This is a genomic window from Cardiobacterium hominis (assembly GCF_900637305.1).
In the GTDB taxonomy this organism is placed as follows: Bacteria; Pseudomonadota; Gammaproteobacteria; order Cardiobacteriales; family Cardiobacteriaceae; genus Cardiobacterium; species Cardiobacterium hominis.
Window position 1 is genome coordinate 361,855 of record NZ_LR134365.1, and the last position, 24,453, is coordinate 386,307.

The following is a 24,453-nucleotide window of genomic DNA, read 5'->3' on the forward strand; positions in this document are numbered from 1 at the left end:
TTATTTTTGGCTCAAAATCTGAAAATCTGTTTTCGCCGTGATTTTCCACGCTTTGTGGATATTCGGGCGGCGGGCGTAGTCAAAGTCGATGGTCGCGGCGCTGATGTCTTCGCAGTGGTAGCGCTCGGCGATTGCCGGGTCGAGTTTGAAACCGCGGTAGTTGTTGGAGAAATAGAGCGTGCCGCCGGGCGCAAGGCGCCGCATGCAGCGCTCTATGAGGGTGACGTGGTTGCGCTGTACGTCGAATACGCGCTGTTCTTTTTTGGTGTTAGAGAAGGTCGGCGGGTCGCAGAGGATGAGGTCGTACTGGCTGTCGCCTTCAGCAAGCCATGCCATCACGTCTGCCTTGATGAGGCGGTGGCGGCTGTCCAATTCGTTCGCGTCGAAGTTGCGGTGCGCCCAGTCGAGGTAGGTTTGTGATAAATCGACGCTGGTGGTGTGCGCCGCGCCGCCCAGTGCCGCCTGGACGCTGGCGCTGGCGGTGTAGCAGAAGAGGTTAAGGAAGCGTTTGTCCCGCGCCTCGCCGTAGATGCGGCGGCGCAGCGGGCGGTGGTCGAGGAAGAGGCCGGTGTCGAGGTAGTCGTGCAGGTTCACAAGGAAGGTTGCCGCGCCTTCGCGCACCGGAAGGTACTCACCGCGCGCCGCCTGTTTTTGGTATTGGGCGCTGCCGCGCTGGCGTTCGCGGGTTTTCAGCACGAGGTGGGCGGCGGGGATTTCGAGGATTTGCGGGATGATGTGCAGCGCGTCCAGGAGGCGTTTGCGTGCTTTTTCCGGGGCGACGGTTTTCGGCGGCGCGTATTCTTGGACGTGGACGTGGTCGCCGTAGATGTCCACCGCAACGGCGTATTCGGGCATGTCTTGGTCGTACACGCGGTAGGCGTTGGTCTCGGCGGCTTCCGCCGCTTTTTGCGCGGCGCGGCGGTTTTTGCGCAGGCGGTTGGCGAGCATGCGCGCCTGTTCGTCCACCGGCGCGGCAGGGTCGTGCGTCTGCCCTTCGCTTTCGTGCTGTTCGCTGCGCAGGTAGAGGGCGATTTGGGTTTCGATGCCGCCGTTGTAGGCCTGGTAGGTTTTGTGGCGTTGCAGGCGCAGGCGTTTGAGGAGGTCGGGGTTGCTGCTGATAATCGCCATTTGCCAGTCAGCAGGGAAGGTTTTGTAGGCCGCGCCGAGGGCGTCGTAGGTGCCGACGAGTTCGCTCAGGGTGCCGAGGCGTTCGCCGTAGGGCGGGTTGGTGATGATGAGGCCGCGCGCGCCGTAGCCGGGCTGGGCGGTGAAGCGAGCAAGCTCGCGCCGCTCCAGGTGCAGGCAGTGGCCGAGGTCAAGGCGGGCGGCGTTGTCGCGTGCGGTGGCGAGTGTCGCGCCGTCTTGGTCGTAGCCCCAGATTTTCAGGTCGAGGCGGGAGAGTCCGGCTTCGCGCCGTGCGACGGCTTCTTCGTGGAGGCGCTTCCAGACTGCGGGTTTGTGACTTTGCCAGCGGGTGAAGCCGAATCGCGGGCGTTTGAGTGCGGGGGCGATGTCGGCGGCCATCAGTAGTGCTTCGAGCAGCAGGGTACCGCTGCCGCAGAGGGGGTCGATGAGGTTGTAGCCGTCGGCGGCGAGTTGCGGCCAGCCGGCGCGGTAGAGGAGTGTCGCCGCGAGGTGTTCTTTGATGGGCGCGGCGCCGTGCGCGAGGCGGTAGCCGCGCTGGTGCAGGCTGCCGCCGGAAAGGTCGAGGGCGAGGGTGAGGCGGCCTTTGCGCAGGTGGGCGTCGATGCTGATGTCGGGGTTTTTCGCGTCCACGTCCGGGCGGCGGTGCAGGGTGTCGCGCAGTTGGTCGGCGATGGCGTCTTTGACTTTGAGCGCGCCGAATTGGGTGTTGCGGATGCCCTGGCCGATGCCGTTGAAGTTGACGGCGAAGGTGCTGTCGGCGTCGATGTGTTCGTCCCACGCTACCGCGCGGGCGAGGGCGTAGATGTCGTCGGGGTTTGCGACTTCGCCTTCGGCGACAATCCAGAGGACGCGGCTCGCCACGCGCGACCAGAGGCAGAGGCGGTAGGCGACCTCAAGATCGCCCGTGCCGGAGACGACGGAGACGCCGAGGCGCGCGTTTTGCAGGCCGAGGCTTTCCGCTTCGGCGAGTAGGACTTGTTCGCTGCCTTTGGCACAGGGGAGGACGAGGGGGTGTTGCATGGGGTTCCTTGGGTGTGGGTAGGGTGGGTCTTGACCCGCCGTTTTGTTTTTTTTTTGGTGGGGCAAGCCCCACCCTACATTACTCAATCACCGTGCCGAAGATTTTGTCGCCCGCGTCGCCGAGGCCGGGGATGATGTAGCCGTTTTCGTTGAGGTGGCTGTCCAGCGCGGCGGCGTAGATGCGCACGTCGGGGTGGGCGTCGTTTACCAGTTTGACGCCTTCCGGTGCGGCAACCAGTACCAGCGCCTTGATGTCCTTGCAGCCTTTGCTTTTCAGCAGGCTGATGGTGGCGGCGAGGGAGCCACCGGTGGCCAGCATCGGGTCGATAATCCACGCCGGACGTTCGTCCATTTTGCTGGTGAATTTTTCGAAGTAGGAGACCGGTTGCAGGGTTTCTTCGTCGCGTTGCAGGCCGACGACGCTGATTTTTGCCGTCGGGATGAGATCCAGAACGCCGTCGAGCATGCCCAGTCCCGCGCGCAGGATCGGCACCACGGTCAGTGTTTTGCCGGCGATGCGCCGTCCGGTGATTTCGCCGCTCCAGCATTGCAGGGTGTAGGGCTCGCTCGGCAGTTCGCGGCTCGCTTCATAGGCCATCAGCCGCGCCAGTTCGCGTGTCAGCGTGCGGAAGCGGTAGGTGCTGCAGTCGGCCTCGCGCATCAGCGAGAGTTTGTGGGCGACCAGCGGGTGATCAATCACGGTGAGATTCATGGCAAACTCCAGTAACGAATAGTCGGCGACATTATATAGAATGCCGCCTTTTTTACGGGAACGAACATGGACTGCTGGCATATTCTCGGCATCGCGCCGACCCGCGACGAGGCCGTCATCAAGCGCGCCTATGCGCAACTCTTGAAGAAGCACCGCCCCGACCGCGACCCGGACGGCTTCATCCGCCTGCGCGAGGCTTATGAAACGGCGCTGGCGGGTGGCGAGCAGTACGGCACTTTCGCCCATGATGACGACGAACCCGCACCGCTTCTGGATGTGCGCACCATCCGCCGCAGCTGGCGGCAGGCCAGGGATGACGATGCCCTGCTGGCGCTGCTGCAAGCGCAAAGCGCGGCGCTGCCGACCATTGACGAGCAGCTTGATTTCCGCGACCTCATCGCCAGCTGGATTGAAGCGCGCGACCGCCCGCAGCGTTACCCGCAAAGCCTCATCTGGATTATCGAGAAATACCACCTGCTGCGCGGCCTGCCGGACGACGATCCCTTGCGTGCCGACTATCTGCGCGCCCTCATCCGCACTGGCGCGCGCGACAAGGTGCTGCGCGCGCTTGCCCGGCGCAGTCCGGAACTCGGCGGCTGGCTGGCGCTCGCGGGCTGGCGGCAACGGCTCGCCGGACTGGGCAACGTGTTCGTCATGGACGACCACCGCCTGATAGACCTCCAGCTCGCCCGCCTGCAAACCGCGCTGCACCTTGATGATGCGGCCATCACTGCCCTTTTCCCCGCCGCGCGTCGTCTGCAGGCGCGCCTGCGCCTGCCGCATCTCGCCCTTGCCGCAACGGCCGCGCTTTTTTATTGGCAGGGCTGGACGCAAACGGCGCTCTGTCTTGCCCTTATCCTCGCGCATGAACTGTGGTGGCGGGGCGCACTCGCCATTCAGCACGAAAAGCCGCTGCCCGCCACGCCTGCCGCGCTTTATGCCGGCATGATGGCCTGCTTCGCCGTGCTTGCCGCCTTCGCCCCGCCCGACTGGCGGCTGGCGGTTGCCGCCGTTGGCCTCCTGATGGCGCTGGCGGGCTTCAGCCGCGTCCCCGCCGACGACCCGTCGCGCCGCGACCGCTGCTACGGCGGCATCCTCCTTGGCATTGCGCTCAGCCTCGCCAACCCGGCGCCGTGGCTTGTCTGGTACTGGCTGCTGCCCTGCGGCGCCGACCTCGCCCGCCGTTACCGCGACTACGACCTCCGTTTTCTCGCCGTGTCGGCCGCCCTCTGCTACCTTACCTTCCTCGCCATGCTGGTGGTGGGCCTGTGGCCGCTGCGCCACGACGCGCCGCTCGCCTTCATCCTCGCCTGTTTCTTCATCGCCAACGCTGTCGCCTGGCATTTCTTGTTTGCGACACCGTCTGACGACCGCGAAGACCCCACCCCTTAACCCCATGCCCGCCATGCCGACCAAACCCACCGTCCGCTTCTACGTCCTGCCCGACGGCAGCGGCCTCGAAAACCGCCTCGAACTCGCCTGCAAACTCGCCGAAAAAGCCCAACAAGAGCGGCTAAAAACCCTCATCATCTGCGCTGACGAACACATGGCGGCACAACTCGACCACGCGCTGTGGCACTACCGCGCCGACAGTTTCCTCACCCATTGCCGCTCCGGCGACCCGCTCGAAGCCGAGGCGGCGGTACTGCTCGCCGTGCCACCGGAGCGCATCGCCCGCACGGACGTTCTCATCAACCTCAGCCAGGAAACCGCGCCCGACCTGCCGCGCGACTGCGCCCGCGTCTTTGAAATCGTCACCCCGCAGCCGGACGTGTTGCAAAGCACGCGCCGTCGCTACGCCGCCTACCGCGAACGCGAGCTGGAGCCGCAAACCCACCGCCTCGGCAAGCCCTGAAACCCGCGAAGGAGTCCCGCATGGAAAACCCCATCCACCTCTACACCTCTGACGACGGCCACGTCCGTCTGCAAGTCGCCCTTGAACAGGAAACCGTCTGGCTCAGTCTTGACCAGATGACGCTACTCTTTGAACGCGACAAATCCGTGATCTCACGGCACATTCGGAAAATTTTTGAAGAAGGCGAGCTGGAGCGCGCAGCAGTTGTTGCAAAAAATGCAACAACTGCCGCCGATGGCAAAACCTACCAGGTGGATTACTACAACCTCGACGTCATCATCTCCGTCGGCTACCGCGTCAAATCGCGGCGCGGCGTGCAATTCCGCCAGTGGGCGACCCAAACCCTGCGCCAGCATCTCGTGCAAGGCTACACCCTGCACGAAAAACGCCTGCAAGAGCGCGGCATCGAAATCGGGCAGGCGTTGGCGCTCCTGCAACAAACGCTTGCCAACCAGTCGCTGGTTAATGCGGAAGGCGCGGCGGTGCTTGCGGTGGTGCAGGACTACGCCAAAAGCTGGAGCCTGCTGCAAGGCTACGACGAACAAAACCTTGTCGCCGTCACCGCCCGACAGCACGACATGCGCCCGCTCGCCTTCGAGGACGTCCTCGCCGCCCTTGCCGAACTCAAAACCGCGCTCATCGCCAAAGGCGAGGCGACGGAACTGTTCGGCCAGCTGCGCGGCGACGGGCTTGCCTCCGCCATCGCCACCATCGAACAGGGCTTTGGCGACAGCTACTTCTACCCGAATATCGCCAGCCGCGCGGCGCACCTGCTCTATTTCGTCATCAAGAACCATCCGCTTGCCGACGGCAACAAGCGCAGCGGCGCCTTCCTTTTCCTCTGGTACCTGCGCCTGAACGCGCCCCTGCTCGGCAAGCCGGTGGAGCAGCTCATCACCGACAACACCCTGGTCGCCCTCGCCCTGCTCGTCGCCGAAAGCCTGCCCGCGCAAAAGGACCTCATTATCCGCCTTATCGAACACTTCATCCCGCTACGCGAGGGATAAATCCTGTTTCCGGACACAAAAAAACCGCCGCAGATTTCTGGGGCGGTTTTTTTACGGGATACGCGCTTAAAGTTTAATGCGCACTTTGTATTTCAATTCCACCTTGCCATCGGCCGGCACGGGAACTTGCCATTGCGCCAGATTGGCGCCGACTTTTTCATGCTTGAAGGTTTCTTCTTCAATGCTCCAGTCACCGGGAATCGGCTCGACGACTTTTACCGTGACTGCTTCTTTTTTGGCGTTGCTTAATTCGATGCTATACGTCGCCTCAAATTGTTCGCCGTTAATCAGTTTGCCCAGTTTGCCGTTATCGGTGCGCTTGGCATCAACCATTTTCCAGATGCCGTTCACGTCAAAGGCGCTGCCCAGTTTCAGTCGCACGGTGTCATTCTTCGCGGTGTGGTCGATGCGGTCTTCGCCAATAAATTGCGTGCGGTTGTCGCTGTCGTTTTTATAAACGCGGACGATACCTTTCGGCAAGGCGATGCCCAATTGGCTCGCTTCCTCGTTTTTGAATTCAACGAGAACATCCACCTTGCGCTTGTCGCCCAACTCCGGCGAGTCGCCACTTAGGCCGTTGTAATACCAGTATTCTGCGCCTTGCAGGCGGTATTCTTTATTGACCGGCACATTCGCGGCAGAAAGCAGCGACACCTGTTTTTTCTGATTGTTCTTCAGGGTAGTCGGGCGGTTCAGGGTATAGAGGTGGTATTCAAACAGTGATTCTTCCGCCATCGGCGCGGATTTTTCCAGCGCAGCGGCTGGTGCGGCAGCGCGCAGCATCATGCTGTCAAAATCCGGCTGTACACGCCCCACATCACCGGCGACCAGTTGCAGGGTGGCGTTGTCGTAGCTGGTGCCGCTTTGGTTGTCGAGCGTTACCCAGCCGGCGAGATTGACGGTTTTTTCATCGCTGGCGAGGCTCGCCACATAGTCCGCCTGCCAGGAAAAACCGCCGGTCAGGTAGGCAAGATCCACGGTCTGCTCGCCCGCCTGCCCGCTTTGCAAATCAACGGTCAGCGTCGGGCGGTCGCGCAGGTTGGCCGGCACGTCGCCATAAGCGAGGCGGACATTGGCGGGCAGGCCGGTTTCGATGCGGTCGGCGTATTGCAGCACCACGCCGTCGTTGTTGGCGAGCACCGTCGCCTCCTCGCGCGTTTCCTCGCCATTCGCCGGATTGGTGCGGATGGTGGTAACACGCTTGCCGACGTATTTGCCCAAGAGCGACTGCGCGCTCAGGAGGTCGTAATCAAAATTCTGCTCCAGCAGTTGCAGCGCCGCGCCGCTGCGCGCGACAAGGCTCGCCGTTTCCGGCATGATGCGCGCGGAAACATCGCGCAGGGCAATGCGGTTCGCCCCCGCATTCAGCGGCAATTTGCGCGCCTCGCGCACCAGGGCGAGATTGTCGTTATAAATGGTGACGGCGACCGCCTCGCGATCCTTGCCTTCGCTGACGGTTTCCGTGACTTCGGCAAAAGCGGCGTGGCTGGCGGCGAGGGCGAGCGCGGCAGCGATAGTGGTTTTACGGGGCATGATGACTCCTGATTGTTGGGAAAGGCCGCTACTTTATGAAGCGCGCGCTGACAGAATGATGACAATGCGGCAAGCGCGCCGCGGATGAGCAGTAATTCACCTTGTCGTCGCCTGTTGCTCATTTTGACAGCGCTACAATGCGCGCATCCCATAACCGGAGCAAGACGATGAAAAGACAATGGCTGCTAACGGCAATCGCCGTAACCGGATTGGCAATGGCCAGTCCGGCAGCACTGGCGAAAAAACACCGCACCATCAGCGAGGAAGAAGCGGCGATGATTGCCAATTCGGCGATTGGCGGGCGGGTGGTTGATGTCGATTACGAAAAACGCAAACATGGCCGCAGTTATTATGAAGTGGAAATCCGCAAGGACGGCCGCACCTATGAAGTCTATGTCGATGCCAAGACCGGACAATTACTGGACATGGGAGGCGAACGGGATCGCGACCGCGACGAAATAGAAGTCTATCCCGACTACCATAATGGCGGTGGTTATGACCCGCATGGCTATTACGGTTACTACGGCAATCACGGACATGGCGAAGGTTATTACGAAGATAACCGCGATGATGATGACGATGACTGAATCATTTTCCAGAATAAAAAACCGCGCCGAGGCGCGGTTTTTTAATGTCTTCCTCATAAAGCACGCACGACCACAAATCAGAAACAGGGTGGTGAAGTGCGGAACGCGGCGGTGGCCAACGTCTTCATCTAAAGAAAAACACCTACATCCGGTGAATTTTTAGGTAATTTACTCTCAAATATGAATTTACAGTTACCGCTTTGCACGAATATCGCTATAATCGCGACTTTTTCCACCAAACCGGAGACATCACTTCATGACATCCACCACATCCTCCACCTGGAAAAGCCGCTTCCGTGCGCTTGGGCCGGGTATCCTCATGGCGTCCGCGGCCGTCGGCGGCTCGCACCTCGTCGCCTCCACCCAGGCCGGTGCGCTCTACGGCTGGCAACTCGCGCTCATCATCGTGCTGACCAACCTCTTCAAATACCCGTTCTTCCGCTTCAGCGCGCACTACACCCTCGACAGCGGCAAAAGCCTGATCGAAGGCTACGCGGAAAAAAACCGCGTGTACCTCTGGATCTTCCTCATCATGTGCTTCCTTTCCTCGACCATCAGCACCGGCGCGGTCGCTCTGCTCACCGCAGTCATCATCAAAATCTCCATACCGGGACTTCCTCTCTCAAACAACGCCCTTTCGGTGCTGGTGATCGCTTCCTGCGTGCTAATTTTGCTGATGGGGCGCTACAAGGCGCTCGACCGCCTCTCCAAAATCATCGTCATCAGCCTGAGCATCACCACCATCGCCGCGGTCGCCATCGCCATCAATAAAGGCATGCAGATGCAAGAAGGCTTCATCGAACCCTCGCCGTGGAATCTTGCCGCGCTCGGCTTCATCATCGCCCTGATGGGCTGGATGCCCGCGCCGATAGAAATCGCTGCCATCAACTCGCTCTGGGTCACGGCGCGGCAGCGGCACGAGCCGGTCAGCTACCGCGACGGCATGTTCGACTTCGACGTCGGCTACATCACCAGCGCCGTGCTGGCCATCGTCTTCCTCGCCCTCGGCGTGTACGTGCAGTACGGCAACGGCGAAACCCTGGAAATCCAGAAAGGCGGGCTATATGTGGCGCAGCTCGTCGGCATGTACACCAAAACCATTGGCGAATGGGCGCGACCGCTGGTTGGCTTCATCGCCTTCGCCTGCATGTTCGGCACGACCATTACCGTCATTGACGGCTACTCGCGCGCAGTCGCCGAATCGGTGCGGCTGGTACAAGGTCGCGAATACTTCCGCACGCGCGAACTGTTCGCCTGGATACTGTGGACATCGGCCTCCGGCCTGGCACTGATTTTGTGGTTCAACAGCGCCCTCGCCGAACTGCTGAAATTCGCGATGATTTCCGCCTTCCTCGCTGCGCCCGTATTCGCCTGGCTCAATTACGGGCTGGTCAAACAAGACAAAAAACATAAACTCTCGCAGGTGATGAATCTATTGGCTATTGTCGGTCTGGTGTATTTAGTAGGTTTTGCCGTGTTATTTATACTGAACTTTGCCGGGATATTGGCTTGAGGTTAAATGTCCGGAATAAAAAATCCCCGCTGCGTGCGGGGATTTTTATTTATAGAAATCCTCTTCATCCACCTGTTTTTTGCTGATGTTGCCTGCGCCTTGCAATACTTCGAGGTCATTGAAAGTTAGAAATTGTTCCAGTTTTTCTTGCCAGTCGCGCAGAAATATTTGTTTTTGGCGTTTTGCCTGGTCTTCGGCGAAGTCCAGCCACATGGTTACGACGCGGTTCAGGTTGCTGATTTCTGTTTCGTTCAGGTAATTTTTGGCAACGGTAATGTCTTTTTTGCGGACTTCGTCGCCAGCGGTGTGGGTTAGTCCCATCATGGGTTTATTCGCATCGGCGCGGGCATGGATGATTTCGGCGGCGGTGTGTCCTGCGCAAGCGAAGTGCAGTTTGTTTTGTATAACTTTGAAGAATTGGGTGGTTTCTTTGTAGTCAGGCTGGTAGTCCGCCGCGAGGGTGAATATTTCGCGCATGCGCGGTAAACACGCTTTTCGCTGGCGCGGATGCCGCGGATGCGCTCCAGCAATTCTTCAAAGTAGTCGGGAGCGGCGACGGTGCCGACAGGCGGGTTGTGTGTGATGGGAGAACGCCACCAAGCGGCGTGGTTGCTGGATTGCGTAGAGACTTTGCCTGCAACGTCTCAAAAACGAAAAACCGTATTGCGCCGCGCAATGCCGCTCTTATCCCAAATGCAAAAAGCAGGCTGCGCCCGCTCGGCGGGCTGAAGCCCGCCCTACGCCCGCCAAGCGGGATAAATACTGGGCTCGTCAAGCGGCATCAGTGCTGGGCTCGTCAAGCGGGAATTTTTCCCTTCCCCCGTTTACGGGGGAAGGTGCCCGCAGGGCGGAAGGGGGGGATAAAGTTGCCAAGCGGCGTCGTTGCTGGGCTTTACCGCTTCCTCTCTTGCTTTTGAGACATTGCAGGCAACGTCTCTACATTTTTCTTTCTGCCATAGGCGCTGCCGTGCTATTTCAAAAGCTGCCAAGCGGCGCAATTCTTAGGCTGGTCATCAGCACTGTCATAATAGCTTAGATAAAAATGTTTTTCCCAAAAGCCGCTTTATCTATTGCCTGTCCTTGTGTTAAATAATCAACAAATCCTTTTTTAATATTATCATTTGATTCATTGGCAAAATTATTCTGAACGAAATCTGGTACATTAAAATGTTCAAAAAATTCCATTTTTTTTAATAAAAATGAATAGCTCTGGTCGTTATTTTTTTTACTCTCCCATCCTTTACTATTAAGAAGGATTATAAATAAAATATCTTCATTAATTAAGCTGCGCACTAATCCAGAATACTCTTTTTTTTCTGCGTTAGAAATCTTGTTACTTCTGTATATGTATTTTAAAATTCTGAATAGAATAATTAAATACGGCCTTATTATAGGATTCTTATTAATAATATGCTTTAAATGTTCTTCAAAATAACCTAAATTAGAATAGATTTTGTTGATCTTATTTTTTATATAATTTATGTCTATGTAATTATTTTCTTCCTTGTCTTTTTCAGATAAAATATAATAAAAATTCCTTATCTCTTCTAGGTTTTTATTTATTTTATCTAACTCTTCTGGTGTTAGACGTCCTCTTTTCTTTTTAGAACTGGAAGTTTTTTCAATATTTTCATTATTGTTAAGTATTTTTTGTATTTCTAGATATTTATCATATTTTTCTGGTTCTTCAAAAACAGATTTTCTATAAATATTAAATATGGATAAATTTATCTCGCGAATTTCAGTGGCAAAATTCTTTTGAGAAAGAAGTTTATTATGTTCATTTAGTAGTATGCAATATAATGTTTCAAACTCTTGGCTCTTCTGATTCCTATAGGTTAAGTAGCTAAAGTAGCATAAACCGGCAGCAGATATTGTTGTGCTTAAAGCAATACATATGTTCACTAAATCTATTTTATTATTTTTTATATAAAAGATATCTATTACAGGTGTGTCTATAAAAGTAAGAGGACTATTATTTAGTAATAATAAAATTAGGAAGATAAAAATAGAAAATAATGCTAATATTATTAGCAATAGAAGAATAAATTTTCCAATTTTCATGCGATTTCTCCTAGCGTTAAGTTTATTTCAGCCTCAATTTGGCAAATGCATCCTTTAATGCAGTATTCAATACTTTATTATACATCTGCAGCGCTTTTTTGCCGCTAGTCGTTGTTGGCGCTATTGAAGAGCGTGGGGAGGGCGATGCGTTTGTGTTCGGCTAAGTGACAATATGCCCTTGATGTAAAGAAAAGCCCGTTTTTTTGACATGTCGCGGCGGATATGTAAAAAAATCGGGTTTTTGTTTACATGAACGTTTTAATGGCTTGTTTTTTTACGGTAATTACCGCTTCAATTTAGCAAACGCATCCGCCATGGCCGTGTTGGTCATTTTTTCTTGTTTCTGCGGCGGGCGTTTATCGCCGCGCGGGCGGTCTTTTTTACCGCTTGCCGTCGCATCGTCGTCAAGGCGCATGGTGAGGGCAATGCGTTTGCGTTCGGCATCGACTTCCAGCACTTTCACTTTCACGACGTCGCCCGCTTTGACGATGTCGCGCGGGTCTTGTACGTAGCGGTCGGCAAGGGCAGAGATGTGGACGAGGCCGTCCTGATGCACGCCGATATCGACAAATGCGCCGAAGTTGGCGACGTTGGAGACGACGCCTTCGAGGATCATGCCCGGTTGTAGGTCGCTGATTTCGTGGACGCCTTCGGCAAATGTCGCGGTCTGGAATTCGCCGCGCGGGTCGCGGCCGGGTTTTTCGAGTTCGGCGAGGATGTCCATGATGGTCGGCAGGCCGAATTGGGCGGTGGTGTAGTCGCTGGCTTTGATTTGTCGGATGTGTTCGCGGTTGCCGATGAGTTCGGCGGCGGCGAGGTGTTTGTCGGCGAGCATTTTGGCGACCACGGGGTAGGCTTCGGGGTGCACGGCGCTGGCGTCCAGCGGTTCGCTGCCGCCGTGGATGCGCAGGAAGCCGGCGGCTTGTTCATAGGTTTTTTCGCCGAGGCGCGGTACTTTTAACAGGGTTTTGCGGTTATCGAACGCGCCGTTTTGGTCGCGCCAGGCGACGATGTTTTGTGCGAGCGTTTGGTTTAGACCGGAGATGCGGGCAAGCAGCGGCGCGGAGGCAGTGTTGACGTCCACGCCGACGGCGTTCACGCAGTCTTCGACGACGGCGTCCAGCGATTTGGCGAGCTGGCTTTGGTTGACGTCGTGTTGGTATTGGCCGACGCCGATGGATTTGGGGTCGATTTTGACGAGTTCGGCGAGCGGGTCTTGCAGGCGGCGGGCGATGGAGACGGCGCCGCGCAGGGAGACGTCCAGCTCTGGGAATTCTTTGGCGGCGAGTTCGGAGGCGGAGTAGATGGAGGCGCCCGCCTCGCTGACGACGATTTTGTGCAGTCCCATGTCTGGCAGTGCCTTGATGAGTTCGCCCGCGAGTTTGTCGGTTTCGCGGCTGGCGGTGCCGTTGCCGATGGCGATGAGTTTGACGCCGTGCTGTTTGATGAGGCGGGCAAGGGTGGCGAGCGCGTTGTTTTCTTGGTGCAGGTAGACGATGGCGGTGTCGAGCAGTTTGCCGGTGTCATCAACGACGGCGCTTTTCACGCCGTTGCGGTAGCCGGGGTCAAGCCCCAAGGTGGTGAGGCGGCCGGCGGGCGCGGCGAGCAGCAGGTCTTTGAGGTTGCGCGCAAAGACGGTGATGGCGTCGTTGTCGGCGGCTTCTTTAAGGCGGTTCAGCGCGTCCAGCTCCAGCGAGAGGTAGATTTTGGCGCGCCAGGCGAGGCGGACGCTGTCGCGCAGCCATTTGTGTTCGCCGATGCGGTAGTGCGCGGCGATGGTTTGTTCGTAGGCGCTGGCTTCGGTCGCAGGTGTTTCGTCCGGCTGGTATTTGAGGGCGAGTTGCAGCACGCCTTCGTTGCGCCCGCGCAGTACGGCGAGAGCGCGGTGGCTCGGCATGGCGCGGATGGCTTCGCGGTGGTCGAAGTAGTCTTTGTATTTTTCGCCTTCGCTTTCTTTGCCTTCGATGACTTGCGCGTGCAATTCGCCTTCTGCCCACAGTTTTTCACGCAGGGCGCCGATGAGTTCGGCGTTTTCGGCAAACTGTTCCATCAGGATGGCGCGCGCGCCGTCCAGCGCGGCTTTGGCGTCGGGGACGTTGTCGTTGGTGTAAGCGGCGGCGAGGGTTTCGATGTCTTGCGGCTGGTCGGCGAGGAGGGTGTCGGCGAGTGGTTGCAGGCCGTGCTCGCGGGCGATTTGTGCTTTGGTGCGGCGCTTGGGTTTGTAGGGCAGGTATAAGTCTTCCAACGCGGTTTTATTGTCGGCGGCGGCGATGGCGGCGCGCAGTTCTTCGGTGAGTTTTCCTTGTTCTTCAATGCTGTTCAGCACGGTTTCTTTGCGCGCTTCCAGCTCGCGCAGGTATTGCAGGCGCTCGGCGAGGGTGCGCAGTTGTGTGTCGTCCAGCCCGCCGGTCGCTTCTTTGCGGTAACGGGCGATGAAGGGGACGGTCGCGCCGTCGTCCAGGAGGTCAATAGCGGCGGTGATTTGTGCGGCGCTGGCGGCGAGTTCGGTGGCGAGGATTTGGGTGATGTTCATGGGGTTCCTTTTCCAGTCAGAAAAATCGTCTATGGGGCGATAAAAAATCAGGGGCGGCATTGTACACTTTGCACCCCTTCACCTCATGGCACCCCAATGACCCACTGGACCCTCGCCCAGGCGCAAGCCCTCTACGACCTGCCCTTCATGGAATTGCTCTACCAGGCGCAAACCGTACACCGCGCGCACCACGACCCGCAACAAATCCAAATCAGCACCCTGCTATCCATCAAAACCGGCGCCTGCCCGGAAGACTGCAAATACTGCCCGCAAAGCGCGCGTTACCACACCGGTGTCGCCCGCGAAGCGCTGTTGAAAATCGACGAAATCACGGCCGCCGCCGAACGCGCGCGCGAACAGGGCGCGACCCGCTTCTGCATGGGTGCGGCATGGCGTGACCCCAAAGAAAAAGACATGCCGTATCTCGTTGAAGTCGTGCGGCGGGTGAAAGCGCTGGGGCTCGAAACCTGCATGACCCTCGGCATGCTCGATGAAACCAAGGCGCAGACGCTTGCCGATGCGGGGCTGGACTACTACAACCACAACCTCGACACCAGCCGCCGCTACTACGGCGAAATCATCACCACCCGCAACTACGACGACCGCCTGCACACCCTGCAACACGTGCGCAACGCCGGCATGAAAATCTGCTCCGGCGGCATCCTCGGCATGGGCGAAGGCGAAGACGACCGCCTCGCCATGCTGGTCGAACTCGCCAACCTCGACCCGCCGCCGGAAAGCGTGCCGATTAACCAGCTGGTGCGCGTCAAAGGCACGCCGCTGGCGCAGGCGGACGACCTCGAACCCTTCGACTTCATCCGCGTCATCGCCGTCGCCCGCATCCTCATGCCGAAATCGGCGGTGCGCCTCTCCGCCGGGCGGGAAAGCATGAACGAACAAATGCAGGCGCTGTGCTTCATGGCGGGCGCCAACTCCATCTTCTACGGCTGCAAACTGCTGACCACCCCCAACCCCGAAGAAGACCGCGACGCCGCCCTCTTCGCCAAACTCGACCTCAACCCGCAAATGCGCGCAGCAGCAGAACCCGCACCACCAACCGCCGCCGTCGGCATGTACTACCCGCAGAAAAAAGCGGCGGTTAGCGACGCATAACCTGCCCTGCCCGGCTCGCCACGACAAACGACGCTCCCATGCCCATCCCGCAAAGCCTCTACATCCACATCCCCTGGTGCGTGCGCAAATGCCCGTACTGCGACTTCAACTCGCACGCGCTGCGCGGCGCCATTGACGAAGCAGGTTACGTCCGGCACCTCCTCGCTGACCTCGCGCACGACCTCGACCCGCGCCCGATAGAAAGCATCTTCATCGGCGGCGGCACACCGAGCCTCTTTAGCGCCGCAGCCATCGCCGCGCTGCTGGACGGCATCAACCGGCAAAGCCCGCTACCAGACACTTGCGAAATCACCCTGGAGGCCAACCCTGGCACCTTCGAACAGGCCAAATTCGCCGACTACCGCGCCGCAGGCGTCAATCGCCTGTCCATCGGCGTGCAGAGCTTCGACGCGGCGCAACTGCACGCGCTCGGCCGCATCCACAACCGCGACGAAGCCATCCGCGCCGTCGCCATCGCCGAAAAAGCGGGCTTTCAGCGCATCAATCTGGACCTGATGTTCGCTCTGCCCGGACAGGACGTCGCGGGTGCGCTTGCCGACCTCCGCCAAGCCACCGCGCTCGCCCCGGAGCACATCAGCTGGTACCAGCTCACGCTCGAACCAAACACCGCCTTCTACGCCAACCCGCCCGCACTGCCGGACAGCGACACACAAATCGACATCTACGAAGCGGGCAGCGCGCACCTCAGCGCGCATGGCTACCGCCAATACGAAACCTCCGCCTGGCGCGCGGGCGCCCCCTGCCGCCATAACCTCAACTACTGGCAATACGGCGACTACCTCGGCATTGGCGCAGGCGCGCACGGCAAACAGACGCGCGACGGCGTGATTAGCCGCAGCAGCAAATACCGCGCGCCGGGGGCGTACCAAAAAGCGGCGGGCAACGGCGAAAACCCCTACCGCGACCAGCGCTTCACCGTGCCGCGCGACGAACAACCCTTTGAAATCATGATGAACGCCCTGCGCCTCAAAGACGGCATCCCGACCGCTTACCTGCACGAGCGCAGCGCCCTCACCCTGGATGACCTGCGCCCGACGCTCGCACGCCTCATCGCGCAAGGCCTCATCGACCCCGCTATCGAGCAGCGCCTGAAAACCACCGAACGCGGCTTCGCCCTGCTCAATAACGTGCTGGATGCGTTTCTGTAAAACACGCGCCCGCCTGTGATTTTTCACTTTCTTTTTTGTGTTTTTGAGTGAATGTGCACGCTTTTTTCTTTTTCGCGGTTGATTGTAACGTCGAGTTAATGCATGATGCAGTTAAGGTCGCTTCAGCCTTTGCATGAAGTGACTGTGGGGGTGTCTTCTGCCATGCGGTTCTGACCCCGTCCGTTTCCCAGACCGCATCGCTTTCGGCATTCCCGCGCGGGGAATGCCGCCTGTTTGCCGCTTTCTCCGCCTCAATTTCAGTTTTCGGGAGGAAGTATGTTCAGTCAATTCAAAAACCGCGAAAGTTATCCGTTCTGGTTTGAGATGGCGCCGCTCTTGCTGACGGTCGCTTTGCTCATGGTGCAGTTCTTCGTTTTCAAGGATTACACGCCGCACGTACCGCTGGTCATCGGCATTTGTATCACCGGCATGTTTATGGCGCTCAAGGGGCGCAAATGGGCAGGCATGGAGAAGCATATGTACCGCGTGATGAAGGTCGCGCTGCCCACCACGGTGATTATTCTCTGCGTCGGCATGATGATTGCCGCTTCCATCGCCGCCGGCACGGTGCAGACGGTGCTGGTGTATGGGCTGTCGATTTTGAAGCCGACGGTGTTTCTGCCCGCAACCTGCATTTTGACGACGGTGGTCTCGCTCGCCACCGGGACTTCCTGGGGTACGGTCGGCACGGTCGGCCTTGCCATGGTCGGCATCGGTGAGGCGCTCGGCGTGCCGATGCACTGGACGGTCGGCGCGATTTGTTCGGGCTCGTTTTTCGGCGACAAGATGTCGCCGCTGTCGGATACGACGAATTTGTCGCCCGCGGTCGCGGGCACCGATATTTGGTCGCATATCAAGGCGATGCTGCCCAATACGATTCCCGCGTATGCGATTACTATCGTGGTGTACGCGCTGGTGAGTCTGCATTATGGCGGTGATGCGGGCGAGGGGTCGCTTGCCACGCGCGAGCTGTTCCGCCAGTTGATGATGGATCATTTCAGGATTGGCTGGATTACGCTGATTCCGGCGGCGGTGGTCATTTTCATGGGTTTCCGCAAGTATTCGGTGATGGGGACGCTTTGCACCGGGATTTTTCTCGCGGTGCTGCTCGCCGTGGTTTATCAGGGCGTGAAGTTGAGCGCGGTCTCGGATATTTTGATGAACGGCTTTAAGGCGCACACCGGGCAGGAGGCGATGGACAAGCTTCTGTCCAAGGGCGGGATTATGTCGATGACCTGGGTGATTACGATGATGATGCTCTCGCTCGCCTTCGTCGGCTGTCTGGAGGCCTACGGCACCTTCCGCGCGATCCTCGCCAAGCTCAATGTGTTGATTCGTTCGCGTTTTTCGCTGGTGGCGACCGCAGCCAGCGCGGTGCTGATTGTCGGGCTGGTCGCGGGCGAGATTTATACGTCGCTGGTGTTGCCCGGCCGCCTGATGAAGGGCAAGTTCGCCGAGATGGGCTACGACCGCGCCATTTTGTCGCGCACACTGGAGGATTGGGGCACGCTGGTCTCGCCGCTGATTCCCTGGAATAACGGCGGCGCGTTCGTCACCGCCACCCTCGGCCTGAGTACGTTTATTTATGCGCCGTTCGCTCTGTTCTGCTGGCTGTCGCCGCTGATTGGCCTGATTTATGCGGCGCTGGGCTGGTTTACGCCGAAAGACCCGCGCGGCCCGCAAACCCTCGCCGATGAGAACATGGAAGAAATCGCCGACGAAGTTGATGATTACATGGTATGAGCGGAGGGGTTATGCACACTGAACGTTATTCCTGGTGGAGTCTTTTCAAACACGGCCTGCGCCACAACCGCGACTGGCAACCCGCCTACCGCCGCGCGACACTTGCCGACAGCTACGACGTCATCATCATCGGCGGCGGCGGCCACGGCCTTGCCACCGCCTACTATCTGGCGAAAGAACACCGCCCCGGCCGCATTGCCGTCCTCGAACGCGGCTGGCTTGGCGGCGGCAACACCGCGCGCAACACCACCATCGTCCGCTCTAATTATCTTTGGAGCGAAGCGGCCGCGCTGTTTGAACACTCGCTGCGGCTGTGGGAAGGGCTGACTGCCGATCTTAATTTCAACGTGCTTTTCAGCCAGCGCGGCGTCTATAACCTCGGCCACACCCTGCAGGACATGCGCGACATCGAACGCCGCGCCAACGCCAACATCCTGCAAGGGGTGGACGTCGAAGTGGTCGATGCCAAGACCCTGCAAGAACGCATCCCGCTGCTTGATTGCTCTAGCCGCGCCCGTTACCCGGTGATGGGGGCGAGCTTCCAACCGCGCGGCGGCATCGCCCACCACGACGCGGTGGCGCGCGGCTTTGCCCGCGCCGCCAGCAACCTCGGCGTGGATTTGGTTGAAAACTGCGAAGTAACCGGGCTGGACATCGAAGGCGGACGTATCCGCGGCGTGCAAACCTCGCAAGGCTACGTCAAAGCCGACCGCGTCGGCTGCGTCGTCGCCGGCCATTCCGGCGTATTGGCAGGCATGGCGGGCTTGCGCCTGCCGCTGGAAAGCCACCCGCTGCAAGCGTTTGTCTCCGAATCCATGACCCGCTCCATAGACAGCGTCATCATGTCCAACGCCGTGCATGGCTACATCAGCCAGTCCGACAAAGGCGAATACGTCATCGGCGCCGGCATCGACAGCTACACCGGCTACGGCCAGCGCGGCAGCGAACACATCATCGAGCACACCGCCGCTGCCATCGTCGAAATGTTCCCCTCGCTCTCACGCGTGCGCATGAACCGCCAATGGGGCGGCATCGTCGATACCACTCCGGACGCCAGCCCCATCATCGGCAAAACGCCGATAGAAGGCTTCTACCTCAACTGCGGCTGGGGCACCGGCGGCTTCAAGGCCACCCCCGGCTCCGGCCACGTCTTCGCCCACACCATCGCCCACGACGAACCACACCCGCTCGCCCGCCCCTTTGCGCTCGCGCGCTTCAGTAGCGGTCATCTGATAGACGAACACGGCGCCGCCGCCGTTGCCCACTAGGAGAGAACCATGCTTGCCATCTACTGCCCGCACTGCGCGGACACCCGCAACGAAAGCGAATACCACCATGCCGGCGAAGCCTTCATCGTCCGCCCGGCAAACCCCGACACCATCAGCGACGAAGCCTGGGGCGACTACCTCTTTCACCGCAAAAACCCCAAAGGCTGGGTCTGGGAACAATGGATACACGGCGCCGGCTGCCGCAAAGTGCTGGTCGTCAAACGCCACAACGTCACCAACGCCATCGCCGCCAGCTACACCCTAAACGAAGCCAAACGCGCCTGGCGCGAGGAGGAAGCATGAGCGCCCGCCGCATCCACAAACCCGGCATCCGCGTCGATGCCAGCCAGCCCGTTACCTTCCAGTGGAACGGGCAAACCTGCCAAGGCCTTGCGGGCGACACCCTCGCCGCGGCGCTGCTTGCCAACGGCGTGCGCGTCGTCGGGCAAAGCTACAAATACGGGCGGCCGCGCGGCATCCTCGCCGCGGGCTGCGAAGAGCCGAACGCCCTCGTCCAGCTCGAAGACGGCGGCCATGCCACCCCCAACCAGAAAGCGACGCAAGTCGAACTCTACCCCGGCCTGAAAGCGCGCAGCAGCGCCATCCGGCGCAGCAAAAGCCTCATCGGTCGCCTGGCGCAGCGCTACATGCCGCCCGGCTTCTACAGCAAAACCTTCAAATGGCCGCAAAGCCTGTGGCCGCGCTACGAAAACGCCATCCGCGCCCTGGCCGGCTTTGGCGACGCACCTCGTAGCGCCGATCGCGAATGGTACGACCACCTGCACCACCACGTAGACGTGCTGGTCATCGGCGGCGGCCTCTGCGGACTGCTCGCCGCCGAAGCCAGCGCGCGTGCCGGCCTAAAAACCCTGCTCGTTGACGAACAAAACGAACCCGGCGGCTGGCTGATGAGCGAAGCGCAAACCCGCTTCGACGACCAGCCCGCGCACGAATACCGCGCCGCGCTGCTTGCCCGCATCAATACGCTGCCCAACCTTGAAATCCTCTCGCGTTGCGCCGCCGTCGCCGTGCACGACCACAACTACGTGCAAGCGCTCGAACAAAAACAAGACCACCTGCCGCCTGCCGCCCGCGACCCCGACCAGCCACGCCAGCGCCTGCACAAAATCCGCGCGCGACAAATCCTGCTCGCCAACGGCGGCATCGACCGCCCGCTCGTCTATGGCAACAACGACCTGCCCGGCGTCATGACCCTCGCCGCTGGCCAAACCTACCTCAACCGCTACGGCGTCCTCCCCGGCGAGAGCGTCCTCATCTGCGGCAGCCACGACGGCATCTACCACACCGCCGCCGACTACGCCGCCGCTGGCGCAAGCGTCACCGTCGCCGACATCCGCGCTGATGCCAAAGCACCTGCCGGACTTGCTGCCAATATCACCGTCCTGCCCGGCTACCACATCGCCGCAGTGCGCGGTCGCCAACAGGTCGAAGGCGCGCGCCTCTACCATCCCGGTAGCGGCGAAGCACGCGACATCGCCGTCGAAACCGTCCTCAGCAGCGGCGGTCTCAGCCCCAGCGTCCACCTCTACTGCCACGACACCCGCCGCCCCGACTGGAACGAAAGCGCACACGCCTTCACCGTACCGGACGACTACAGCCAAAGCCGCGACGGCATCGCCGGCATCGGCGCCGTCACCGGCCACTACCGCTGGACAGACGCGCTGGCACAAACCGCAGCCACCACCCGCGCCGCCCTCGCCGCACTCGGTGCGAGCGGCGACATCACCCTGCCGCGCATAGATGAGCCCCTAGAGACCAACCCGCCCGCCTTCATCGTCCGCCTACAAGACGGCAAGCCCGAAGGCACCGGCGCCAAAGCCTTCGTCGATTACCAAAACGACGTAACCGCTGCCGACATCGCCATCGCCGTGTCCGAAAACTACCAACACATCGAACACGTCAAACGCTACACCGCCTTCGGCTTCGGCACCGACCAGGGCAAACTGACCAGCGTCAACAGCATCCACCTCACCGCCGCCGCGCTCGGCGTCTCGCCCGCCGCGGTCAGCACCACCACCTACCGCCCGCCGTGGACACCCGTAACCTTCGGCGCACTCGCCGGCTACCGCCAGGGCAACACCTTCGAGCCGGAGCGCACCACCGCCCTGCACCCCTCGCACCAAGCGCGCGCTGCGGCAATGGAAGCCGTCGGCCAATGGTGGCGGCCGTGGTACTTCCCGCAGGCGGGCGAAGACCTGCACGCCGCCGTCGCCCGCGAAACCGCCGCGGTGCGCAGCCACGCAGGCGCGATAGATGCCAGCACCCTCGGCAAAATCCAAATCGACGGCAAAGACGCGCGCGAATTCCTAAACCGCGTCTATAGCAACGCCTGGAGCAAACTCGAACCCGGCAAATGCCGCTACGGCCTGATGCTGGATGAGAACGGCATGGTGATGGATGACGGCGTCACCGCCTGCATCCACGACAACCAGTTCTACATGACCACCACCACCGGCGGCGCGGCGCGCGTCCTCGACTGGCTCGAACGCTGGCACCAAATCGAATGGCCGGAGCTGGACGTCTGGCTGACCTCCGTTACCGACCACTGGGCGACCATCGCCGTTGTCGGGCCAGAGTCGCGCGCCATCCTGCAAAGCCTTTGTGATGACATCGACTTTGACCGCGACGCCTTCAAATTCATGGAATGGCGGGCGGGTACCGTCGCCGGCATCGCCGCGCGCGTCTTCCGCATCAGCTTCTCCGGCGAACTCGCCTACGAAATCAACGTTGCCGCCGGCTACGGCCGCCACATCTGGGAAGCCGTGATGGCAGCGGGCGCTGTCCCCTACGGCACCGAAACCATGCACGTCCTGCGCGCCGAAAAAGGCTTCATCATCGTCGGCCAAGACACCGATGCCACCCAAACCCCGTTTGACCTCGGCATGCCGTGGGCAGTGAACCTGAAAAAACCCTACAGCTTCCTCGGACAGCGCTCACTCGCGCGCAGCGACACCGCGCGCGCAGGACGCAAACAACTGGTGGGACTGCTCGCCGCCGACCCGCACACCGTCCTGCCCGAAGGCGCGCAAATCATCGCCACAGCCGACCCCGCCGTGCCGCGCGCCGGCAGCGACGACCCGCCGGTGGCAAGCCTCGGCTACATCACATCCAGCTACCACAGCGTCGCCCTCGGCCGCAGCATCGCCCTGGCAAACATCGAAAACGGCGCGGCACGCCAAGGCGAAACCGTCTATGCCTTTGCCCACGGCAAAACCTACGCCGCCACCATCAGCAGCACCAACTTCGTTGACCCCGCCGGAGAACGCCAAAATGCCTGACATCACCTGGGAAACCCCGCTCGCGCGCCAACTCGCCGCCCACCCCGCGCCCAACGGCGCGGCGGGCATCAGCGCCAGCGAATGGCCACAAAGCGCCATCCACATCCTGCGCGGCAAAGCAGACGACAGCGCCTACCTCGCCGCCGTCGAAAACGCGCTTGGCGTCGCCCTGCCAACCGCACCACGACAAAGCGCCGCAAAAGACGCGCTCACCATCCTGCGCCTCTCGCCGGACGAATGGCTGCTAAAAAACCCGTGGCAGGACAAAACCGCACTTGCCACCCGCTTGCAACGCGCACTAGCTAACCAACACGCACAACTCGTTGACAACAGCGGCGGCTACACCGGGCTGGAACTGCACGGCGAGGCGGTCGAAACCGTGCTGCGCCACCTCACCCCGTACCCGGTCGAGAACCTCGCCGCCGGCGAAGTCATCGGCACCGTGATGGAGGCCGCGCACATCATCCTGCACAAACACGGCGCCACGCACTACAGCCTCATCATCCGCCGCAGCTTCGCCGACTACGTCTGGAAACTGCTCGAAAAAGCGAGCCGCCCCTACGGACTCGCCGTCGCGTAAAAATGCCCACACCCTATCCAAACGCCCCCGTGGTCGGGTTCCCACACAAAATGCGACCGCATTTTGCGTGGGGTTCGGGGGAGGGCCGGGTAAAACGAAGCCCCTCTCCCTGTGGGACAAACATTGCTCGTCCGCAGGACGAGAGAGGGGTTGGGGTGAGGGCTGTAGCGATACAGGCAAAGAAAAGTACAAAGTGCGCCGATATACCCCCTCCCCGACCCGCCCCAAATTCCTGTCCCACCCATCTCCAACCCCCGGAGTCGCCCATGCCACACCTCACCTACCCCGAACTGCACGCCCTGCTTGCCGCCACCCTGCGCGCCGGAGGCTACAACGAAGCACACGCCGCAGCCATCGCGGAAGTCCTCGCCCGGGCAGAGCGCGACCAATGCCGCTCGCACGGCATCTACCGCCTGACCGGCATCCTCAAAAGCCGCCGCGCCGGACAGAACCACGGCGCGCGCGAACCCACCATCGACAACCCGCCCGAACGCGCCATCCTCAAAATCGACGCACACGGCGAATTCAGCCCGCTGGCATTCAGCCGTGGCGCGCCACTCCTGGCAGAAAAAGCGCGACGCCACGGCATCGCGGCGATGGCCATCAACCACTGCCTGCACCTCTCTGCCCTCTGGCCGGAAGTCGAAACCCTTGCCGGACTGGGCGTTGGCGCGCTTGCCATGTGCCCGAGCAGCGCTTACGTCGCCCCGTCCGGTGGCAACGCGCCCCTGCTGGGCACCAACCCGCTCGCCTTTGCCTGGCCCAACGGCGACGCACCGCCCTACATTTACGACTTCGCCACCTCCGTCGTCGCGCGCGGCGAAATCGAACTGCACCGCCTGGACGGCAAACCGCTGCCGGACGGCTGGGGCATTGACGCCGACGGCGCCCCAAGCCGCGACCCGGCGGCGGTGCTGGCGGGTGCACTCCTGCCCTTTGGCGGCCACAAAGGCTCGGCCATCTCCACCATGATCGAAATCCTCGCCGCCGTGTGGATTGGCGACCACCTGAGCAGCGAAAGCAGCGAAGCCGACGGCGGCCTCGCGCCCAACCACGGCACCCTGCACATCGCCCTCGATCCCGCCGCCTTTGCCGCCACAGACCGCCTCGCCCACGCCGAAAAACTGCTTGCCGCCATCCGCGCCCAGGGCGCGCGCCTGCCGTCCGAGCGCCGCTACGCCGCCCGCGCGGCAGCCGCCAAAGAGGGCATTGCCATCAGCCAAGAAAACCTCGACCGCCTGCAACGCATGCAACAGGGCGACCTCGACCTTGAGCTGCATTGAGCCAACGTTTCCTTCCAACCCCTGAAAA

General features: G+C 60.3%; 17 protein-coding genes and 2 pseudogenes. 13 read left to right on the top strand and 6 right to left on the bottom strand.

Translation table 11 applies throughout. The annotated features are described in order from the left end of the window. Complete coding sequence (rlmKL, locus tag EL199_RS01640) at positions 1-2,166, bottom strand: bifunctional 23S rRNA (guanine(2069)-N(7))-methyltransferase RlmK/23S rRNA (guanine(2445)-N(2))-methyltransferase RlmL (RefSeq protein ID WP_004140946.1); 2,166 nt, start codon at positions 2,164-2,166, stop codon at positions 1-3. A 79-nt stretch (positions 2,167-2,245) separates the two neighbouring features. Next, positions 2,246-2,878, bottom strand: a complete 633-nt coding sequence (gene upp, locus EL199_RS01645; RefSeq protein WP_040355129.1) for a uracil phosphoribosyltransferase — start codon at positions 2,876-2,878, stop codon at positions 2,246-2,248. A gap of 66 nt (positions 2,879-2,944) precedes the next feature. Between upp and EL199_RS12935 the strand changes: the two genes are divergently transcribed. The 3 genes from EL199_RS12935 to rhuM (EL199_RS01660) are packed head-to-tail and all read left to right on the top strand — an operon-like array spanning position 2,945 to position 5,740. Further along, positions 2,945-4,270, top strand: a complete 1,326-nt coding sequence (locus EL199_RS12935) for a J domain-containing protein (protein WP_004140942.1) — start codon at positions 2,945-2,947, stop codon at positions 4,268-4,270. A gap of 13 nt (positions 4,271-4,283) precedes the next feature. Beyond that, positions 4,284-4,733 carry a DNA polymerase III subunit chi gene (locus EL199_RS01655; RefSeq protein WP_126315958.1) on the top strand — a complete coding sequence of 150 codons (450 nt, stop codon included), beginning with the start codon at positions 4,284-4,286 and terminating at the stop codon, positions 4,731-4,733. 20 nt (positions 4,734-4,753) lie between these two features. After that, positions 4,754-5,740 (top strand): virulence protein RhuM/Fic/DOC family protein, encoded by a 987-nt coding sequence (gene rhuM / locus EL199_RS01660; protein ID WP_004140939.1) that lies wholly within the window; start codon positions 4,754-4,756, stop codon positions 5,738-5,740. Positions 5,741-5,806: 66 nt separating this feature from the next. On the opposite strand, the gene EL199_RS01665 is transcribed toward rhuM (EL199_RS01660), so the two are convergent. Beyond that, entirely contained in the window at positions 5,807-7,273 is a 1,467-nt protein-coding gene (locus EL199_RS01665; protein ID WP_004140937.1) for a DUF4139 domain-containing protein, read from the bottom strand. A gap of 167 nt (positions 7,274-7,440) precedes the next feature. On the opposite strand from EL199_RS01665, the gene EL199_RS01670 reads away from it, so the two are divergent. Together EL199_RS01670 and EL199_RS01675 are read left to right on the top strand one after the other, a co-directional pair. After that, positions 7,441-7,860 carry a PepSY domain-containing protein gene (locus EL199_RS01670; RefSeq protein WP_004140935.1) on the top strand — a complete coding sequence of 140 codons (420 nt, stop codon included), beginning with the start codon at positions 7,441-7,443 and terminating at the stop codon, positions 7,858-7,860. Positions 7,861-8,116: 256 nt separating this feature from the next. Then, the gene (locus tag EL199_RS01675) at positions 8,117-9,373 is read left to right on the top strand and encodes an NRAMP family divalent metal transporter (RefSeq protein ID WP_004140933.1); all 1,257 of its coding nucleotides are present in this window, start codon (positions 8,117-8,119) and stop codon (positions 9,371-9,373) included. 60 nt (positions 9,374-9,433) lie between these two features. On the opposite strand, the pseudogene rhuM (EL199_RS01680) reads toward EL199_RS01675, so the two are convergent. From rhuM (EL199_RS01680) to EL199_RS01690, 3 genes and pseudogenes are all read right to left on the bottom strand, one after another. Further along, positions 9,434-9,948 (bottom strand): annotated as a pseudogene (gene rhuM, locus EL199_RS01680) (RhuM family protein); the annotation flags it as partial. A gap of 457 nt (positions 9,949-10,405) precedes the next feature. Beyond that, positions 10,406-11,437, bottom strand: coding sequence for a putative phage abortive infection protein (locus EL199_RS01685; RefSeq protein ID WP_004140928.1), 1,032 nt, complete (start codon positions 11,435-11,437; stop codon positions 10,406-10,408). Positions 11,438-11,720: 283 nt separating this feature from the next. After that, positions 11,721-13,970: a Tex family protein gene (locus EL199_RS01690; protein ID WP_040355127.1), complete on the bottom strand. Its 2,250-nt coding sequence runs from the start codon at positions 13,968-13,970 to the stop codon at positions 11,721-11,723. 96 nt (positions 13,971-14,066) lie between these two features. Here EL199_RS01690 and bioB point away from each other — a divergent pair. From bioB to EL199_RS01730, 8 genes and pseudogenes are all read left to right on the top strand, one after another. Then, a pseudogene (gene bioB / locus EL199_RS01695) lies at positions 14,067-15,008 on the top strand (biotin synthase BioB); the annotation flags it as partial. A 113-nt stretch (positions 15,009-15,121) separates the two neighbouring features. Next, entirely contained in the window at positions 15,122-16,252 is a 1,131-nt protein-coding gene (gene hemW / locus EL199_RS01700) for a radical SAM family heme chaperone HemW (RefSeq protein WP_004140921.1), read from the top strand. 276 nt (positions 16,253-16,528) lie between these two features. Further along, complete coding sequence (gene nhaC / locus EL199_RS01705; protein WP_004140920.1) at positions 16,529-17,995, top strand: Na+/H+ antiporter NhaC; 1,467 nt, start codon at positions 16,529-16,531, stop codon at positions 17,993-17,995. Between the two features lie 11 nt (positions 17,996-18,006). After that, positions 18,007-19,263, top strand: a complete 1,257-nt coding sequence (locus EL199_RS01710; protein ID WP_040355125.1) for a sarcosine oxidase subunit beta family protein — start codon at positions 18,007-18,009, stop codon at positions 19,261-19,263. 9 nt (positions 19,264-19,272) lie between these two features. Beyond that, complete coding sequence (locus EL199_RS01715; protein WP_004140916.1) at positions 19,273-19,566, top strand: sarcosine oxidase subunit delta; 294 nt, start codon at positions 19,273-19,275, stop codon at positions 19,564-19,566. After that, positions 19,563-22,562: a sarcosine oxidase subunit alpha family protein gene (locus tag EL199_RS01720; protein WP_004140913.1), complete on the top strand. Its 3,000-nt coding sequence runs from the start codon at positions 19,563-19,565 to the stop codon at positions 22,560-22,562. Before EL199_RS01715 ends, EL199_RS01720 begins: the two co-directional genes overlap by 4 nt. Beyond that, positions 22,555-23,142 (top strand): sarcosine oxidase subunit gamma, encoded by a 588-nt coding sequence (locus EL199_RS01725; RefSeq protein WP_004140911.1) that lies wholly within the window; start codon positions 22,555-22,557, stop codon positions 23,140-23,142. Before EL199_RS01720 ends, EL199_RS01725 begins: the two co-directional genes overlap by 8 nt. A gap of 266 nt (positions 23,143-23,408) precedes the next feature. Next, entirely contained in the window at positions 23,409-24,425 is a 1,017-nt protein-coding gene (locus EL199_RS01730; RefSeq protein ID WP_170166209.1) for an Ldh family oxidoreductase, read from the top strand. Positions 24,426-24,453 lie beyond the last annotated feature (28 nt).

Bases quoted from the DNA above. Each gene is read 5' to 3' on its own strand.
- EL199_RS01730 (WP_170166209.1), top strand. From the start codon at position 23,409: ATGCCACACCTCACCTACCCCGAACTGCACGCCCTGCTTGCCGCCACC.
- upp (WP_040355129.1), bottom strand. From the start codon at position 2,878: ATGAATCTCACCGTGATTGATCACCCGCTGGTCGCCCACAAACTCTCG.
- nhaC (WP_004140920.1), top strand. From the start codon at position 16,529: ATGTTCAGTCAATTCAAAAACCGCGAAAGTTATCCGTTCTGGTTTGAG.
- EL199_RS01665 (WP_004140937.1), bottom strand. From the start codon at position 7,273: ATGCCCCGTAAAACCACTATCGCTGCCGCGCTCGCCCTCGCCGCCAGC.
- EL199_RS01725 (WP_004140911.1), top strand. From the start codon at position 22,555: ATGCCTGACATCACCTGGGAAACCCCGCTCGCGCGCCAACTCGCCGCC.
- rlmKL (WP_004140946.1), bottom strand. From the start codon at position 2,166: ATGCAACACCCCCTCGTCCTCCCCTGTGCCAAAGGCAGCGAACAAGTC.
- hemW (WP_004140921.1), top strand. From the start codon at position 15,122: ATGCCCATCCCGCAAAGCCTCTACATCCACATCCCCTGGTGCGTGCGC.
- EL199_RS01710 (WP_040355125.1), top strand. From the start codon at position 18,007: ATGCACACTGAACGTTATTCCTGGTGGAGTCTTTTCAAACACGGCCTG.
- EL199_RS01720 (WP_004140913.1), top strand. From the start codon at position 19,563: ATGAGCGCCCGCCGCATCCACAAACCCGGCATCCGCGTCGATGCCAGC.
- EL199_RS01655 (WP_126315958.1), top strand. From the start codon at position 4,284: ATGCCGACCAAACCCACCGTCCGCTTCTACGTCCTGCCCGACGGCAGC.
- rhuM (WP_004140939.1), top strand. From the start codon at position 4,754: ATGGAAAACCCCATCCACCTCTACACCTCTGACGACGGCCACGTCCGT.
- EL199_RS01670 (WP_004140935.1), top strand. From the start codon at position 7,441: ATGAAAAGACAATGGCTGCTAACGGCAATCGCCGTAACCGGATTGGCA.
- EL199_RS01690 (WP_040355127.1), bottom strand. From the start codon at position 13,970: ATGAACATCACCCAAATCCTCGCCACCGAACTCGCCGCCAGCGCCGCA.
- EL199_RS12935 (WP_004140942.1), top strand. From the start codon at position 2,945: ATGGACTGCTGGCATATTCTCGGCATCGCGCCGACCCGCGACGAGGCC.
- EL199_RS01675 (WP_004140933.1), top strand. From the start codon at position 8,117: ATGACATCCACCACATCCTCCACCTGGAAAAGCCGCTTCCGTGCGCTT.
- EL199_RS01715 (WP_004140916.1), top strand. From the start codon at position 19,273: ATGCTTGCCATCTACTGCCCGCACTGCGCGGACACCCGCAACGAAAGC.
- EL199_RS01685 (WP_004140928.1), bottom strand. From the start codon at position 11,437: ATGAAAATTGGAAAATTTATTCTTCTATTGCTAATAATATTAGCATTA.